The sequence below is a fragment of the Sedimenticola selenatireducens genome (genome assembly GCF_007625115.1).
GTDB classification, from domain to species: Bacteria; Pseudomonadota; Gammaproteobacteria; order Chromatiales; family Chromatiaceae; genus Sedimenticola; species Sedimenticola selenatireducens_A.
On record NZ_VMNH01000004.1, the window covers coordinates 34,219 to 50,177 of the forward strand.

The 15,959-nt window shown below is 48.1% G+C and carries 16 protein-coding genes; 1 reads left to right on the forward strand and 15 read right to left on the reverse strand.

Going from position 1 to position 15,959, the window contains the following annotated elements:
- Positions 1-66: 66 nt before the first annotated feature.
- The 15 genes from rnhB to rpsB all read right to left on the reverse strand — a co-directional run bounded on the left by rnhB (position 67) and on the right by rpsB (position 14,786).
- Entirely contained in the window at positions 67-642 is a 576-nt protein-coding gene (rnhB, locus tag FHP88_RS02305; RefSeq protein WP_144357379.1) for a ribonuclease HII, read from the reverse strand.
- A complete protein-coding gene (gene lpxB, locus FHP88_RS02310) occupies positions 635-1,789 on the reverse strand; it encodes a lipid-A-disaccharide synthase (protein WP_144357380.1) in 1,155 nt (384 codons plus the stop codon). Before lpxB ends, rnhB begins: the two co-directional genes overlap by 8 nt.
- A gap of 86 nt (positions 1,790-1,875) precedes the next feature.
- Positions 1,876-2,670, reverse strand: a complete 795-nt coding sequence (lpxA, locus tag FHP88_RS02315) for an acyl-ACP--UDP-N-acetylglucosamine O-acyltransferase (protein WP_420492988.1) — start codon at positions 2,668-2,670, stop codon at positions 1,876-1,878.
- Complete coding sequence (fabZ, locus tag FHP88_RS02320) at positions 2,643-3,083, reverse strand: 3-hydroxyacyl-ACP dehydratase FabZ (RefSeq protein WP_144357650.1); 441 nt, start codon at positions 3,081-3,083, stop codon at positions 2,643-2,645. Before fabZ ends, lpxA begins: the two co-directional genes overlap by 28 nt.
- A 93-nt stretch (positions 3,084-3,176) precedes the next feature.
- On the reverse strand, positions 3,177-4,223 hold the full coding sequence (lpxD, locus tag FHP88_RS02325) for a UDP-3-O-(3-hydroxymyristoyl)glucosamine N-acyltransferase (RefSeq protein ID WP_144357382.1): 1,047 nt from the start codon (positions 4,221-4,223) through the stop codon (positions 3,177-3,179).
- 17 nt (positions 4,224-4,240) lie between these two features.
- Positions 4,241-4,759 carry an OmpH family outer membrane protein gene (locus FHP88_RS02330; protein WP_186297567.1) on the reverse strand — a complete coding sequence of 173 codons (519 nt, stop codon included), beginning with the start codon at positions 4,757-4,759 and terminating at the stop codon, positions 4,241-4,243.
- A 16-nt stretch (positions 4,760-4,775) separates the two neighbouring features.
- Positions 4,776-7,070: an outer membrane protein assembly factor BamA gene (gene bamA, locus FHP88_RS02335; RefSeq protein WP_144357384.1), complete on the reverse strand. Its 2,295-nt coding sequence runs from the start codon at positions 7,068-7,070 to the stop codon at positions 4,776-4,778.
- 242 nt (positions 7,071-7,312) lie between these two features.
- Positions 7,313-8,725 (reverse strand): RIP metalloprotease RseP, encoded by a 1,413-nt coding sequence (rseP, locus tag FHP88_RS02340; RefSeq protein ID WP_144357385.1) that lies wholly within the window; start codon positions 8,723-8,725, stop codon positions 7,313-7,315.
- Positions 8,726-8,735: 10 nt separating this feature from the next.
- Positions 8,736-9,914 carry a 1-deoxy-D-xylulose-5-phosphate reductoisomerase gene (gene ispC / locus FHP88_RS02345; protein ID WP_144357386.1) on the reverse strand — a complete coding sequence of 393 codons (1,179 nt, stop codon included), beginning with the start codon at positions 9,912-9,914 and terminating at the stop codon, positions 8,736-8,738.
- Positions 9,911-10,732, reverse strand: coding sequence for a phosphatidate cytidylyltransferase (locus tag FHP88_RS02350; protein WP_144357387.1), 822 nt, complete (start codon positions 10,730-10,732; stop codon positions 9,911-9,913). The genes ispC and FHP88_RS02350 overlap by 4 nt, the downstream gene beginning before the upstream one ends.
- Before the next feature lie 2 nt (positions 10,733-10,734).
- On the reverse strand, positions 10,735-11,517 hold the full coding sequence (locus FHP88_RS02355; RefSeq protein WP_144357388.1) for an isoprenyl transferase: 783 nt from the start codon (positions 11,515-11,517) through the stop codon (positions 10,735-10,737).
- Between the two features lie 56 nt (positions 11,518-11,573).
- Positions 11,574-12,131 carry a ribosome recycling factor gene (gene frr, locus FHP88_RS02360; RefSeq protein ID WP_144357389.1) on the reverse strand — a complete coding sequence of 186 codons (558 nt, stop codon included), beginning with the start codon at positions 12,129-12,131 and terminating at the stop codon, positions 11,574-11,576.
- Entirely contained in the window at positions 12,128-12,850 is a 723-nt protein-coding gene (gene pyrH, locus FHP88_RS02365) for a UMP kinase (RefSeq protein ID WP_144357390.1), read from the reverse strand. The genes frr and pyrH overlap by 4 nt, the downstream gene beginning before the upstream one ends.
- 70 nt (positions 12,851-12,920) lie before the next feature.
- Positions 12,921-13,808, reverse strand: a complete 888-nt coding sequence (tsf, locus tag FHP88_RS02370) for a translation elongation factor Ts (protein ID WP_144357391.1) — start codon at positions 13,806-13,808, stop codon at positions 12,921-12,923.
- A 231-nt stretch (positions 13,809-14,039) separates the two neighbouring features.
- Positions 14,040-14,786 carry a 30S ribosomal protein S2 gene (gene rpsB, locus FHP88_RS02375; RefSeq protein WP_186297591.1) on the reverse strand — a complete coding sequence of 249 codons (747 nt, stop codon included), beginning with the start codon at positions 14,784-14,786 and terminating at the stop codon, positions 14,040-14,042.
- Positions 14,787-15,173: 387 nt separating this feature from the next.
- Here rpsB and map point away from each other — a divergent pair, with 387 nt between their 5' ends.
- Positions 15,174-15,950 carry a type I methionyl aminopeptidase gene (map, locus tag FHP88_RS02380; protein ID WP_144357393.1) on the forward strand — a complete coding sequence of 259 codons (777 nt, stop codon included), beginning with the start codon at positions 15,174-15,176 and terminating at the stop codon, positions 15,948-15,950.
- Positions 15,951-15,959 lie beyond the last annotated feature (9 nt).

The following is a 15,959-nucleotide window of genomic DNA, read 5'->3' on the forward strand; positions in this document are numbered from 1 at the left end:
GCACGCGCTGAAGTATTATTCTATTCTGGTTAAAGCTAAACAAAGATGACCTAATAATGCACTGACTCAAACATCCAGCAACCGCTTTACCGGTCCAAAGGAGCGGCGGTGAATAGGTGAAACACCTATCGCCTGCAACGCCTCAATATGCACCTTGGTCGGATAACCTTTATGTTTGGCCAATCCGTAGCCTGGATAGACTGAATCAAGCTCAAGCATCTCCCGATCCCGGGCCACTTTAGCCAGTATTGAAGCGGCACTGATCGCTGGAACGGTGGCATCGCCACCCACGATAGCCTCAGAACTGCAACTGAGAGAGGGACATCGGTTACCATCGACTAAGGCATGGTGAGGCAACATCGACAAAGATTCCACAGCACGTTTCATAGCCAGCATACTGGCATGCAGAATATTAAGCTGGTCAATCTCATCGACCTCTGCACGCCCCAGAGCCCAACACAAGGCTTTTTCCCTTATTTCCAGATTCAGGATCTCCCGTCGTTTCTCGGTCAGCTTCTTGGAATCTGCCAGCCCGTTGATGGGATTATTTGGGTCTAGAATCACAGCGGCCGCAACGACAGGCCCTGCAAGTGGTCCGCGTCCCACCTCATCTACACCCGCAACCAAAATCAGGTCATGCATCTTCGACCACCCCTATCAAGTTGAGTACGGCATCGGCCACCTTGCGGCTTGAGTCCTGTTGTAACGATTCATGCAGCTGGTAATAGCGCTGCTCTATATAGCGAACACGTTCAGGAGATTCCATCAAGTTACTTACTGCATCAGCCAGCGCAGCAGGCGTTGCTGCATCTTGAATAAACTCAGGTGCCAGAGGTTCATCAGCGAGCAGATTCGCCATCGCCACATAAGGTATTTTGACCAGATTGAATCGTTTAACAATCCAGTAGGTCAACGCATTCAACTTATACGCTACCACCATGGCCCGTTTGAGCAGCATAGCCTCCAAGGTAGCCGTTCCCGAAGCGGTCAGCACCACATCTGCCGCCAACATCGCCCCGCGAGCCTGTCCTTCAACCAGAGTCACGGGCAAATCCGGGGCCACTCGGTTCAATATTGCCTCAAATGCATCATGCGTGCGCTGGTTGATCATCGGAACCACAAAATGGATATCTGGGTAACGCTGTTCCAGCAACAACGCAGTCTTGATAAACACTTCGCTGAGGGCTTGTATTTCACCCAAACGACTACCTGGCAGAATAGCAATCACATGCGGCTTGCTGGATACCATCATGGATTCACGGGCGGCCATACGATCATTTTCGAGGGGGATTTCATCGGCCAGTGGATGACCGACATAAGCCACCGGTATCTGATGCCGCTTTAGAAACTCAGCTTCAAACGGGAAAATGCTCAGCATAAGATCCACGGCAGCCCGTATTTTTTTTACCCGCTTTGGCCGCCAAGCCCACACAGTTGGACTGACGTAATGAACTGTTGGGATTTGATGCTTTTTGAGTGCCGATTCCAGCCCAAGATTAAAATCGGGGGCATCGACCCCAATAAAGACATCTGGGGGATTTTGAGTAAAGTGGCTAATAAGCCTTTTGCGTATCGACAGTAGTTCAGGGAGGTGTTTCAGGACCTCCACCAGCCCCATGACTGACAGTTTTTCCATTGGGTAGAAGCTTCGACAACCCTGCGCTATCATCAAGGGGCCACCAATCCCTTCAAACTGAGCATCGGGAAACCGTTCGCGTATCTCACGAATCACCCCGGCACCCAATAGATCGCCCGAAGGCTCATTGGCGACTATCCCAATTTTCAACATGATAGCTATCTTTATTATGTGAGCCTGACAGGGCTTTGTGACACGCTAATATATAGGATCTATACCTAAATGCAGACAAAAAACTGTCACCGCACAATGCCGCGATCACTCGCCTCCAGAAAGGCAATGTAGCGATCTATCTCTTGACACTCTTCTGCCAATTCACGAAGCAGTAAAATGGCCTCTTCAACGGTATTCTGCTGTTTATAGATAATCTTATAAGCGCGCTTTATTTGTTGAATAGCTTCAGCAGAAAAATCACGACGACGGAGCCCTTCTGAATTAATACCATAGGGTTTTGCCGGATGCCCACTTACAGTAACGTAGGGCGGAATATCCTTATTAATGACAGAACCCATCGCACAAAAGCTATGGGCACCAATATGAGAAAATTGATGCGCCATGCTGAAACCGCCGAGTATTGCCCAATCATCTACCGTGACATGTCCGCCCAATGACGCCGCATTTGCCAGAATAACCTGATTACCCAGTTGGCAATCATGTGCAACGTGGGTATAAGCCATCAACAGGTTATCGTTGCCAATTCTGGTTGCAACCGCGTCTTGAGTTGTACCCCGATTGATGGTGGTGAATTCTCGAATGACATTACGATCACCAATTTCCAGGCGCGTATCTTCACCGGCATACTTCTTATCTTGCGGATCCTCGCCAACCGAAGCAAATTGGTAGATCCGATTATCGACCCCTATAATGGTCGGGCCTTTAATGACGGCATGGGAACCGATAGTGGTGCCCTTTCCAATGCACACGCCAGGTCCAATAACTGTAAAAGGTCCTACAGTAACGCCTTCATCCAGCTCGGCGGCTGGATCGATGCAAGCCTTAGAATCTATCAAGGAGCAAAATCCCGTGCAGTACACATAATTTCAGCTGTAGCGGCAATCTGGCCATCTACCTTTGCCGTACATGAGAATACGCCTATCCCCCGCTTGATGGCGTTCTGTTTCACTTCGATCATAAGCTGGTCACCAGGCTCAACAGGCCGCCTGAATCGCGCCTTATCTATCCCTACAAACAGATATACGGTGGTTTCATTAACCGTCTCGGGATTAGATTCCATAGCCAGCAAACCTGTTGCCTGTGCCATAGCCTCGACAATCAGAACGCCTGGCATTACTGGTCTGATGGGGAAGTGTCCATTAAAAAACGGCTCATTATAGGTCACGTTTTTCAACGCCAGCAAACGACTATCCTTCTCAAATTCAAGTACCCTGTCAATTAATAAAAAGGGATAACGGTGCGGTAAGAGCGTCAGCACCTTGTTGATATCCATTGTACTCAAAATACTCCTCCTGCCCCCGCCGCCATAAGCGTTCAGGGATCAAGGTAAAGACAGCAAAATAAATCAATTTGAGCCGTTCAAGGCTCAGGATGATTCATCAGAATCGCACTTATCTTGTGAAAAAACCTGTTGCTCGAGTTTATTCAGCCGTTGAATCGTATTCTCTAGTCGTCGAATCCGGGCTACTGTTTTTCGCCACTCACCATTTGGGACGGCCGGTAAGTTACCGCTGTAGTACCCAGGCTCTTTAAACGACCGGGTGACCAATGTTTGCCCGGAAAAATGGACGTTATCACCAATCTCAAGGTGACCCGAAACACCCACACCACCACCCAGTGTGCAATACTTACCTATGGTTGTTGAGCCCGCGATGCCGGCACATCCTGCAATGGCCGTGTGATCACCGATCTTCACGTTATGAGCAATTTGGATCTGATTGTCGAGCCTGACACCCACACCGATCACTGTATCCCGTATAGAACCCCGATCAATAGTTGTATTGGCACCAATTTCAGCATCATCGCCGATTCGTACGCGACCTATCTGTGGCACTTTGCACCAGGCACCCTGATCATTCGCATTTCCAAAACCGTCACTTCCAATAACTACGCCGGGATGAATCAAAACCCTTTTTCCGATTTGGGTTCCATGACACAAGGTCACGTTGGCGACCAAACGAGCGCCCTCATCTAAGACGCAATTTTCTTCAACCACACAGCCTGGCCCAATGGATACACCCTCCGCAATCTCAACACCTGCACCAATCACACTGCAAGGACCAATCCAGGCAGTTGAATGAACATTTGCAGTCTCTGCAACTACAGCAGACTGATGCACACCCCCAACAATCGCAGCAACAGGATAGAGCAGTGACGCCACTTTCGCATAGGTAAGGTAGGGATTATCTGTAACCAAACAGGCAATCGGAGAATTGGCAGCATCTTCTTTAGTTAAGATCACTGCCGATGCAGCAGTTGCATTCAGATAGTGGCGATATTTGCTATTAGCGAGAAAACAGATGGCCCCTTGAGAGGCATCTTGAATTGTGTCGGCACAAGTGATGAGCGTATCTCCATCACCGAGCAATTCAACGCCCAGCTGCTTTGCCAGATCACCTAAACGATAGGCCACACTGCTCTCCCGAAAACTTATTTGGAAGCCTTATGGATCTCTTCCAACCGCTGCAGGACCTTTTCAGTGAGATCAACACGCTTGTTAAAATAGGCGACACCATCCGTCAGGATCACATCTACCTGAGCCTCTTCGCCGATCTGTGTGACAACTTCACCCACCTTTTTTAACAAGCGGTTAACGGCTTCATTTCTACGTAGATTGGCATCTTCACGAAATTCAGCGCGTGTTGTAGTCAACTTGCGACGACGTGCTCGTATATCATTCTCTAACCGTTTGGCCTCTTCTGCACTCATTACAGCACCATCACGTGCCAGCTTATCTTCAAGCTGTTTCAATTGCTTGGCCTTGGCAATCAAATCCTGATCTCTGGCCTGAAACTCCTTTTTGAGTGCATTGCTGATCCCTTCCGCCTGAGGAGATTTTTCCATAACCTTATTCAGATCAACCACCCCAACCTTAAAGTCGCTGGCGGTAGCCTGTGAGACCAGACCGAACAGACAAACGGCCAAGAAAACAAATGCTGATTTCTTCAAAATACTCTCCTAACGCTTAAAAGGCGGTTCCAAAGGTAAACTGGAACACTTCCGTATCATCCCCTGATTTGTCATTAAGGGGCAGGCCCAAACTCATACCTAATGCACCCATTGGTGACAACCATAAAGCAGAGGCACCCGTAGAATAACGTAACTCACCCAAATCTATATCCGCTCCACCGTGAGTTGAAAATACATTACCCGCATCAAAAAACAGACCAAGGCGAATCGTTTTTTCCATCAACTTGAATGGTGCTGGAAAAAATAGTTCGGCATTGCCTACAATTTTAATATTGCCACCCACCGGGTCGTTACTGCTGTCCCTCGGCCCCAGACTGTGGTCTTTAAAACCTCTGACAGTTTTGGTGCCACCGGCAAAATAATTCTCCCATAAAGGAAGACGACTGGTATCTCCGTAGACATCTCCATAAGCCAGATCTGCATTCAGGGCCAGCGTAAATGAATTGCTAAGTGGGAAATAGCGCTTTTGGCGATAAGCGATCTTATAGTACTCCAAATCACTACCCGGCAGAGTGGCAGAGGCTGAAAGACTCTGCATGCCGCCCTTGGTAGGCATCAAAGATGAATCACGAGAATCTCTATTCCAACTTGTCCCGATCTTGAAATCAAAAAAGCTATCACCATTTTCGTTCTTAAAGGCGCTGACCACATCGGATGGTGTATCGGCGGGCTTGAAATTTGTACTAATCAAATCGAAGGTAAAGTTGACTCGATCGGTCTCCGTTATTGGCACACCAAAATTAACACCAACCGTACCTGTATCTGTCAAATATTTTGCCGTATCGACTTCGTCAAAGTCAGTTTTTTGATAACTGACATTAAAACCTCGACTGATGCCATCAACCGTATAATAGGGATTGACATAACCAAGACGGTAATGTGTGTTGGAAGAACTATTATCAAACGCCAATGACACCTGCTTACCGGTACCCAGAAAATTCTTCTGGGTCAGACTGGTACTGAAGATAACACCATCCGACTGGGAAAAACCCAAACCAGCCGCTAGGTTACCCATTGGCTTCTCAGTCACCGAAATATTAACATCGACCTGATCGGTAGACCCGGGTACAGCAGGCGTTTCAACATTAACCTCATCGAAGAAACCGAGCCGCTGCAAACGTTCCCGGGAACGAGTCACCTGTTCGGCTGAATACCAAGCCGCTTCCATCTGGCGCATCTCACGTCGCAATACCTCATCACGAGTATCACTATTGCCTTTCATATTGACCCGCCTGACATAGACTCGTTTTCCTGGGTCAACGAAATAAGTGATTGCAACCTGCTTTTTCTCTTCATCAATATCAGGAATGCTGTTCACGTTAGCAAAAGCGTAGCCGTTATTGCCGAGTAACGCGTTAATCCGTTCGGCGCTGCCAATAACCTGTTTTCGGGAGAATACTTCCCCTCTCACCAAATGTATCATCGGAAAAAAGGCCTCTTTGGCAAGAACCAGATCACCCGTCAGCCGGATATCACTAATGGTAAAGACATCACCCTCTTCAATATTTACCGTGACGTAAATATCTTTTTTATCCGGTGTAATCGAAACCTGGGTCGAGGTGATTTTAAAATTGATAAACCCGCGATCCAGATAGAAAGAGCGTAGTTTTTCAAGATCACCCGAAAGCTTTTGACGGGAATATTGGTCATCCTTGGTAAAGGATGAAAGAAAGCCCGTGGTATTTAAGCTAAATTCATCCAACAGATCTTCTTCATCAAACGCCGCATTGCCGATAATATTGATCTTTTTAATTCGGGCAGTCCCACCCTCAGAGATGGTGATATTAATCGCCACTCGATTACGCTCAAGCGGCGTGACAGATGAAGACAGCTTTACGGCATACTTACCGAGATTGAAATACTGACGTTGTAGCTCTTGTTCAATCTTATCCAGAATCGATCGATTGAAAACCCGTCCTTCAGCAAGTCCAATGTCTTTCAATGCTAATAACAGTGGGTCAGTCTCAAGTGCCTTATTTCCCTCGATCTCTATCTTGGCAATTGCGGGTCTCTCTGTGGCGAAAACAATCAGTACATCGCCTTCACGTTCCAGTTTCACATCCTTAAAAAAACCTGTCTTAAACAGGGCTCGGATGATCTCCCCGGTCTCTTCAGACTCAATCTGTTGGCCAATTTTGACAGGCAGATAATTAAAGACTGTTCCAGGCGAGATGCGTTGCAACCCCTCAACCCGAATATCTTTAACAACGAATGTATCACTCAAAACTAGCTGGGGTGCTATCAGAATGATGAGGATCAGTGAAAAGCGGACCGTATTAACTAGGTTCATATTATCTTTTTAAGTTCTTGTTTTTTAAGTCTATCCATGAAATCAGCTCCTAATCTCTACGATATACAAGACCGAGACCCCTGTCGGGTACTCTCTGGGTCAATTTCTGTAAGATTAATACAACACGTTGATAACTCTATTTATTTTGTATTATCAGCCTCAAAACTTGGCCTAACAAATTCAAAGCCGCACTAGTATAAATAATCTTTCGACCATGCCCAAGCTTAGAGCGAAATAATTTGCTAATTAAACAATCTGCTCAGGTCCACATAGAATGCCAGCGTCATCAAGCTTAACAAGATAACCAACCCCAATCGTTGCCCCAATACCTGCGCAGACTCAGAAAGAGGACTTCCCTTCACAGCCTCGATCATAAAGAAAAGTAAATGCCCACCATCCAGCACAGGAACAGGAAGTAAATTCAGTACGCCTAGACTGATACTAACCAATGCCAGAAACTTCAGAAATTGGGTCAATCCATAGCTGGCAGTTTTTCCTGCCGTCTGGGCAATCGAAATCGGGCCGCTCAGATTTTTTATTGAAATATCACCCGTCAGCATTCTGCCTAACATCTTTAACATAAACAAAGACATTTCCGCTGTCTTTGTAGCCGCTACTCCGACCGCATCAATGGGTCCATACACGACCTCAACACGGTAATCATCAAACAGATTCTCTGCCACATAAGGTCCTGCACCGATGCGCCCAAAAACCTGCTCAGCCTGTTTGGTCTGACCGATTATGAGCTTGATTTCGGATGTGACACCCATACGATCAATTGTCACATCAACCAGTTTGCCGGGCTTTTGCCGTACATACTCCACCAGTTCTGACCAAGTATTCACTTCAATTCCATCAATCGAAAGCACCCGATCACCAACCTTAAAGCCGGATTGCTCTGCTGGCTCGCCAGATACTAGCTGACCAATAACAGGGTCTATAATGGGTCTCTTGGGTGCAAATCCAAGCCGATCCAGCAGACGACCATCCTCTGCCAAACCGAGCAGCCGGTCGCCAGGTAAAACACGAATGCGCTCGTAGCCCTTTGCATCACGGACCTTTACCACTACATCACCCCCAACCGTAGATTCGGTAAGGAGCGCATAGACGGCGGATTCCCAGGTCGGTGTTGGTGTATCGCCCACAGACAAAAACTCATCATCTTGAGCAAATCCAGCTTCAGCAGCTATAGACGATTCTGAAACCTTGCCAATCCAGGGGCGTGAGCCAGTATCACCGGATACGGCTATTAGCCAAAATGCCAGCAGAGCAAACAGGAAATTAAATAAAGGACCCGCCACGACAATGGCTGATCGAACCACAACAGATTGCCGATTAAAAGATTGGCTGAGGTAATGTTCAGGAACGGCCCCTTCTCTCTCATCCAGCATCTTGACATAGCCACCAAGCGGGATGGCTGCAAGGACATACTCCGTACCCAAATCCGCCTCGAACTGAGCCTCACTTCCGGATCCTCCGTCAGAACGGCTACTTTTCCCGCGGAATGAAAACAGCGGCTTGCCAAACCCAATAGAGAAGCGCAGTACTTTTACACCCAACTTTCGCGCTACCCAGAAATGACCGAACTCATGAACGGCAATCAGAATAGCCAGAGCAATTACAAAAGAACCCGCTGAAAAGAGAAATGATGACATAACGATGAATTCAGACCCAATTCTGGATCATTTGTTCCGCATACCGACGTGCTTCGGCATCAGCAGAGAGTAGCGTGCCCAGCCCTGTAGCCTGCCCGCCTGGTAGAGACTCAAGAACGGACTCTATTACTTGTGGAATCGCTGTAAAGGCAATCCCACCCGCCAAAAACGAGGCAACAGCTACCTCATTCGCTGCGTTCAAGATTGCTGGACAGGTACCACCTTGCTCAATGGCTTCATAGGCCAAACGTAAACAGGAGAAACGATTAAAATCCGGCTCTTCAAAATCAAGCCGAGCCACCTCAAACAGATCTAAAGGTTCAACCCCCGATACAATGCGTTCGGGCCAAGCCAAGGCGTGAGCAATCGGGGTACGCATATCTGGATTACCCAATTGAGCCAGAACGGAACCATCACTATAGGCCACCATTGAATGAATTACACTCTGGGGATGTAACACTACCTTCACGCGGTCTGATTGGGTATGAAATAGCCAGCAGGCCTCAATCACCTCCAGCCCCTTATTCATCATGGTTGCTGAATCGACTGAGATCTTCCTGCCCATCTCCCAGTTTGGATGGGCGCAGGCCTGTGCGGGCGTCACACCTTGAAGCTGATCCAAAGGGAGACGACGAAACGGTCCACCAGAGGCCGTCAACAAAATCTGAGTGACCCCGACCTTCTCCAGACCCTTATGGAAGTTGGCAGGCATACACTGAAATACTGCATTATGCTCACTATCGATGGGAAGAATCTCAGCACCCCCGGCTGCCGCTTCCCGCATAAAGAGCTCTCCAGCAACGACCAGCGCCTCTTTATTGGCAAGTAAAATGCGCTTGCCAGCGCGGGCAGCGGCCAAGGCTGGCAAGAGTCCAGCAGCACCTACTATTGCAGCCATCACATAGGCTACATCTTCAAGCGAAGCCACATACTCCAGACCTTCCACGCCAGAAAGTACTTCTATATTAAGCCCTTCATAGCGAATTTTTTGCTCGAGCTCAGAAGCTGAGTTCGCATCAGCCATTACTGCATAATGGGGCAGAAATGATTTGCACTGATTAAATAAACCATCAACATCACGATTGGCCGTCAATGCAATCACGCGGTATCTGTCTGGATGCCGCCCAATCACATCAAGCGTGCTGATCCCAATCGATCCGGTAGACCCTAATACGGTCAAACCAATCACTTACCACCCCCAAACAGCAGCAGGCCAAACATAAAAGCAGGGGCTACTGCGGTAAGGCTATCAATTCTATCCAAAATCCCACCGTGCCCTGGAAGTATATTCCCGCTATCTTTGACACCTGCCTGACGCTTAAGCAGGCTTTCAAACAGGTCTCCAACAACGGAAATGAGACAGATTGCTAAACAAAATAGCACTATCAGTATTACCGGACCTGTCTCAGGTCGTAGCCAAATTAATAACCCGCTCCACAAACCAACGGCAACAAGCGCGCCATAGACGCCTTCACGAGTCTTCTTCGGGCTGATATTGGGTGAAAGCTTAACACGCCCCCATTGACGACCCGAGAAATAGGCTCCGGTATCTGCCACCCACGAGAGTGACATGGCGTAAAGGACTAGAGCTGGCCCTTGTTCATCATAACTATGCAGATAGACAAGTGCCGCCCAGGTGGGCAACAACACAAACAGCCCAATAAAAACTCTCGCGATTTTCCCAGGAACAGGGGATGTCTGTGGATTATATTGAATGACTAAACCGGTCACCACCAACCAACCTACGGTGACCAATGTAAATAAGCCTAAACCAACACCCGGATACTCCAGCACCACATAAAGGAACAGCAACCCCAAGGCAACGGCAAAGAGAAACAGAAGTTGCTCCAGTAGGCTCGTAAGTCCGGCCAAACGCAACCATTCCTTGGCACCGAGTAAAACCACCAGCGCCAATACGAGTGCAAATCCGTCAGTAGGAAGATAAAGGACCCCGGCAATAACCAGTGGTAATAAAATCAATGCGGTAAGAACACGATGAAGTAACATAATTATTCCACCGAACCCTTGTTTTCAGCCAATGCGAGCTGCTCAGATGTCATCCCAAAGCGGCGTTGGCGATTTGAAAAAAACTCGAGTGCCTGATCAAATGCCTGAGCATCGAAATCAGGCCAAAAGGCCTCAGAGAAATAAAGCTCCGAATAAGCTGACTGCCAAAGCATAAAGTTGCTGATACGTTGCTCACCACCGGTCCGAATAAACAGATCGGGGTCAGGCAGGTCACTAAACGAGAGTTCCGATGAGATCAGTGATTCATCAATCGCACCGGCTTTGAGCTGGCCAGATTCTACTTTTAAGGCAAGTCGATGCACGGCTTGTGTGATATCCCAGCGCCCACCGTAATTTGCAGCAATCTGCAAGACCAGTCCCGAATTATTTGCAGTGTCGGCCTCAGCAGCAGCAATGCGTTGTTGTAGCTTTTCAGAAAAAGCGGAACGGTCACCAATAATTCGCAAGCGGACATCATTTCGCTTGAGACGTTTGACTTCACGCTGTAAGGCAACCATAAAGAGATCCATCAACAAAGAGACCTCTTTCTGTGGGCGCTTCCAGTTTTCACTACTAAAAGCAAACAGGGTTAATACTTCGATGCCATACTTAACCGACTGCTCAACACTGGATCGAACAGTTTTAACCCCAGCTTTATGCCCGGCATGTCGCGGTAGATTCCGCTGTTGCGCCCACCGGCCATTCCCATCCATGATTATGGCTACGTGACGAGGCAATTGGGTCAATCCATCCACATCCATTAAATCGATCCCAGATTGTGTCATTACTCTGCGACTGAAAAGCTCGGTGAATCTCTCTGCAGACACCCCGGGCCAATTAATCAGATCGACATCAAGTCTTTTTCTTTCTCTGCCAGATGCTCATCAATCTCTTTAATATGTTGATCTGTCAGCTTCTGAATAATCTCTTGACCACGATGCTCATCATCTTCAGAGATCAGCTTATCCTTTACAAGGCTTTTCAGATCGCTATTGGCATCTCTACGAATATTACGCACCGCAACACGCGCCTGTTCTGCCTCACCACGCACGACACGGATCAGGTCTTTGCGCCGCTCTTCGGTCAATGGGGGTAGCGGCACGCGGATCACTGTACCGGCTGAATTGGGATTGAGACCAAGATCGGAATTAAGAATAGCCTTCTCAATCGCCTTGACCATATCTTTTTCCCACGGGGTAATGGCCAAAGTACGGGCATCATCAACATTGATATTAGCCACCTGACTTAAAGGCACAACTGATCCATAGTAGGAGACAGTGAGGTGATCCAGAAGGCTTGGATGTGCCCTGCCCGTCCTTACCTTGGCCAACTCATTATCCAGCGCATCCACGCTTTTACCCATGCGCAGTGTTGCGTCTTTTTTAATATCGTCGATCATTTTCCACTCTCCACTAGGGAACCGATTGCCTCCCCTTTAACAAGGCGCATCAATGCACCCGGGGTATTGATATTCATTATGCGCAATGGCATTTCATTGTCACGACAGAGGACAATTGCCGTAGCGTCCATAACCTTCAATCCATCAGCAAGTGCTCTATCATAGCTGATTCGAGGATAAAAAACGGCGCTGGGTTCCTTGACAGGATCAGCCGAGTAAACACCATCAACTTTTGTAGCCTTAATCATCAAATCGGCATTGATCTCTATAGCACGAAGACTGGCAGCAGAATCAGTGGTAAAGAACGGATTTCCTGTACCTGCTGCAAACAGTACGACTTCACCGCGATCAAGATGCTCGACAGCCTGCCTACGCACATAGGTATCACATACCTGCTCCATAGGGATAGCGGACATGGTGCGGGCAGGGACACCAATCTTGACTAATGCATCCTGCATCGCCAGTGCATTCATGACCGTGGCCAACATGCCCATATGATCCCCAGAAACACGATCAATACCGGCCTTTGCTAACCCTTCACCTCGAAAGATATTGCCGCCACCAATCACTAAACCTATCTGAATACCAGACGCAACCAGCTCCTTGATATCACCAGCAACTCTGGCTATTACATCGGGATCAATACCGAAACTACCCTCGCCCATCAACGCCTCACCGCTTAACTTAAGCAGGATTCGCCGGTAGATCGCTTCAGACATATAAACTCTCTAGTTGTTATAAGATGGCAATAAAAACAGTCCCGGATTACCGGGACTGTTTTCACTTCATTTACTCTCCGCGAACCTGGGCCATGACCTCGTCCGCAAAGTTTTCCTGCTTCTTCTCGATGCCTTCTCCGACTTCATAGCGTTTGAAGTCATTGACCTTGGCTCCAGCAGCAGACAGTAATTTTTCTACCGTAGTATCTGGGTCCTTGATGAAGGCCTGTCCCAGCAACGTGGTGTCAGCCAGATATTTCCTAACTCGACCATCAACAATCTTGTCGACAATGTTTTCTGGCTTTCCGCTCTCCAGGGCTTGTACCTTGAAGATCTCACGCTCTTTCGCCAGCAGATCCGCAGGCACCTGATCTTCAGAGACACATATTGGATTGCTCGCCGCGACATGCATGGCCACATCTCTGGCCAAATCATCATCACCGCCTTCAACGTCGATTATAACGCCGATGCGCGCACCATGACTGTAGCTTGACAGCTTACCATTAGCCGATTCAAAACGCTGGAATCGGCGTACATTCATGTTCTCACCGATCTTGACGATCAGTGCTTCACGAGCCGTATTAATGGTGGTCTCCTCTCCATCATGGAGTGGCGCATCCAACAACTCTTCAACAGTTGCAACATCAGATGCCAAAGCACGTTTGGCTACAGCATTTGCAAATGAGGTGAAGTTTTCATCCTTTGCAACAAAATCCGTCTCACAGTTTACTTCGACTATGACACCTTTGGTGTTGTCATCATTCATCTGGATAACAATGAGGCCATCAGCGGCTGTGCGACCCGCTTTCTTCGCAGCCTTGGCTTGGCCAGATTTGCGCATGTTTTCGATGGCTGCTTCAATATCGCCATCAGTTTCAACCAGGGCCTTTTTGCATTCCATCATGCCGGAACCGGTACGCTCACGCAGTTCCTTTACCAGAGAGGCTGTAATCGCCATGATTCGTATATCCTTGCTTTAATTTAAAGCTTGTGTGTAGATAGCGGCAGGAGAATCGTGCAATCTAATTCCTTGAGCGAATAGGCAGATCAAATTATCCACCAGGCATTGCCCACTCAGGAAAAGGCCGCACGCTCGGAACTCATAAAGACACTATCTGTTTTGCAAATTTGGCGGGTCCCTGTTTATTCAGGAACCCGCTGTGATATAAAAAGCTGAACGTAAAAGGCCTTATTCAGCCGCTTCGCTCTTCGCCTCTTTGACTTCAACAAACTCATCCGCTCCGTCAGCCTTGCCACCCAGATGGGCAGCACTGGCACGCCCTTCGAGAACAGCTGCAGCCGCCCCTTGAACGTAGAGCTGAATAGCACGAATGGCATCGTCGTTACCTGGAATAACATAATCAATGTTATCTGGGTTGTTATTGGTATCCACCACACCAACAACCGGAATACCCAATTTACGCGCTTCGGCAATGGCAATATCTTCATGGCCAGTGTCAATAACAAAGAGCACATCCGGCAGACCGTTCATGTCCTTGATGCCGCCCAGGCTGCGATCAAGCTTTTCCATCTCACGACGTAGACCAAGGGCCTCTTTCTTGTTAAAACGCTCGATCGTGCCATCTTCAAACATGGCCTCGAGCTCTTTCAGACGTTTGATGCGCTGTTTGATGGTCTTGAAGTTGGTAAGCATGCCACCCAACCAACGATGATTAACGTAAGGCATGCCACAGCGGGTGGCCTCTTCCTTAACAGTCTCGCTGGCAGCGCGTTTGGTACCGACAAATAAAATTTTTCCACCGTTGGCAGCCAAAGACCCCATGAAATTCATGGCCTCTTTGTACAGCGGGAGGGTCTTATCCAAATTAAGAATATGGATCTTATTGCGGTGACCGAAGATGTAGGCCCCCATCTTGGGGTTCCAATAGCGGGTCTGGTGACCAAAGTGCACGCCAGCCTCGAGCATCTGACGCATCGATATATTACTCATTTAAAGCTCCGAATTGTACGGGTTAGTCCTCCACATACCCCAACTGGCGACCCGGTTTCCCAGGCACCCCGACAGTTGTGCCGGTATGTGTGTGAATTGTTTGGTGAGTATACCCCACCCCCAAGAGCCACTCATCTGACTCCGGGCGCGTTTTATACCACATTAAGGTATTTACGACAATCGATCTTGATGGATAAGTGCTTCCCTGCAAAACAGGCAATACGGGCACTTCCTTCATACAACCCTATCTTAAGTAGAGATGATTGTAGTTAAATTAACCTTTACAATGGATACTTTTACTGGAATAACCGAGATTCAGAGGAAGGCGCCTCTTTTCAACGCCTTTGCCGATCACAGGAATACTGAACAGATATGAGTGTAATCATCAAGACCCCGGAAGAGATTGAAAAAATGCGGGTGGCTGGACGTCTGGCTGCAGAAGTTTTGGAGATGATAGCCCCCCACGTCCAGCCGGGCGTTACCACAGATGAGCTGGATCAGATCTGTCATGACCATATCGTCAATCATCAAAACGCAATCCCCGCGCCACTCAATTACCGGGGCTTTCCTAAATCTATTTGCACCTCAGTCAATCATCAGGTTTGCCATGGCATTCCCGGCAACAAGAAGCTAAAAAGCGGCGATATCATTAATATTGATATCACTACGATCAAGGACGGCTTTCATGGTGATACCAGTAAAATGTTCTTTGTAGGTGAAGCATCCATTCTCGCAAAACGCCTTACCAAAATCACTTACGAAGCCTTGTGGCTGGGCATTAATGAGGTAAAACCGGGCGCGCGACTGGGAGATATTGGCCATACTATTCAACAATTTGCAGAATCACACCACTATTCTGTTGTTCATGAATACTGCGGACACGGGATTGGACGCGGTTTCCACGAAGACCCGCAGGTATTGCATTATGGATCACGCAATACCGGAATTGAGTTACGCCCTGGCATGTGTTTTACGATCGAACCCATGATCAATGCAGGAAAACGCCAAGTAAAAATGTTACCGGATGGGTGGACAGTGGTAACCAAAGATCGCAGCCTTTCGGCTCAGTGGGAGCACACCATACTGGTGACTGAAGAGGGCTATGAAGTGCTTACCCTGCGAGAAGAGGAGCGCAATCAGCTTGTCTGATTCTCGAAT

Excerpts from the sequence above, each read along its gene's own strand:
- rnhB (WP_144357379.1), bottom strand. The coding sequence starts at position 642 with ATGCATGACCTGATTTTGGTTGCGGGTGTAGATGAGGTGGGACGCGGA.
- lpxB (WP_144357380.1), bottom strand. The coding sequence starts at position 1,789 with ATGTTGAAAATTGGGATAGTCGCCAATGAGCCTTCGGGCGATCTATTG.
- fabZ (WP_144357650.1), bottom strand. The coding sequence starts at position 3,083 with ATGGATATCAACAAGGTGCTGACGCTCTTACCGCACCGTTATCCCTTT.
- bamA (WP_144357384.1), bottom strand. The coding sequence starts at position 7,070 with ATGAACCTAGTTAATACGGTCCGCTTTTCACTGATCCTCATCATTCTG.
- rseP (WP_144357385.1), bottom strand. The coding sequence starts at position 8,725 with ATGTCATCATTTCTCTTTTCAGCGGGTTCTTTTGTAATTGCTCTGGCT.
- FHP88_RS02350 (WP_144357387.1), bottom strand. The coding sequence starts at position 10,732 with ATGTTACTTCATCGTGTTCTTACCGCATTGATTTTATTACCACTGGTT.
- FHP88_RS02355 (WP_144357388.1), bottom strand. The coding sequence starts at position 11,517 with ATGACACAATCTGGGATCGATTTAATGGATGTGGATGGATTGACCCAA.
- frr (WP_144357389.1), bottom strand. The coding sequence starts at position 12,131 with ATGATCGACGATATTAAAAAAGACGCAACACTGCGCATGGGTAAAAGC.
- pyrH (WP_144357390.1), bottom strand. The coding sequence starts at position 12,850 with ATGTCTGAAGCGATCTACCGGCGAATCCTGCTTAAGTTAAGCGGTGAG.
- tsf (WP_144357391.1), bottom strand. The coding sequence starts at position 13,808 with ATGGCGATTACAGCCTCTCTGGTAAAGGAACTGCGTGAGCGTACCGGT.
- rpsB (WP_186297591.1), bottom strand. The coding sequence starts at position 14,786 with ATGCGTCAGATGCTCGAGGCTGGCGTGCACTTTGGTCACCAGACCCGC.
- map (WP_144357393.1), top strand. The coding sequence starts at position 15,174 with ATGAGTGTAATCATCAAGACCCCGGAAGAGATTGAAAAAATGCGGGTG.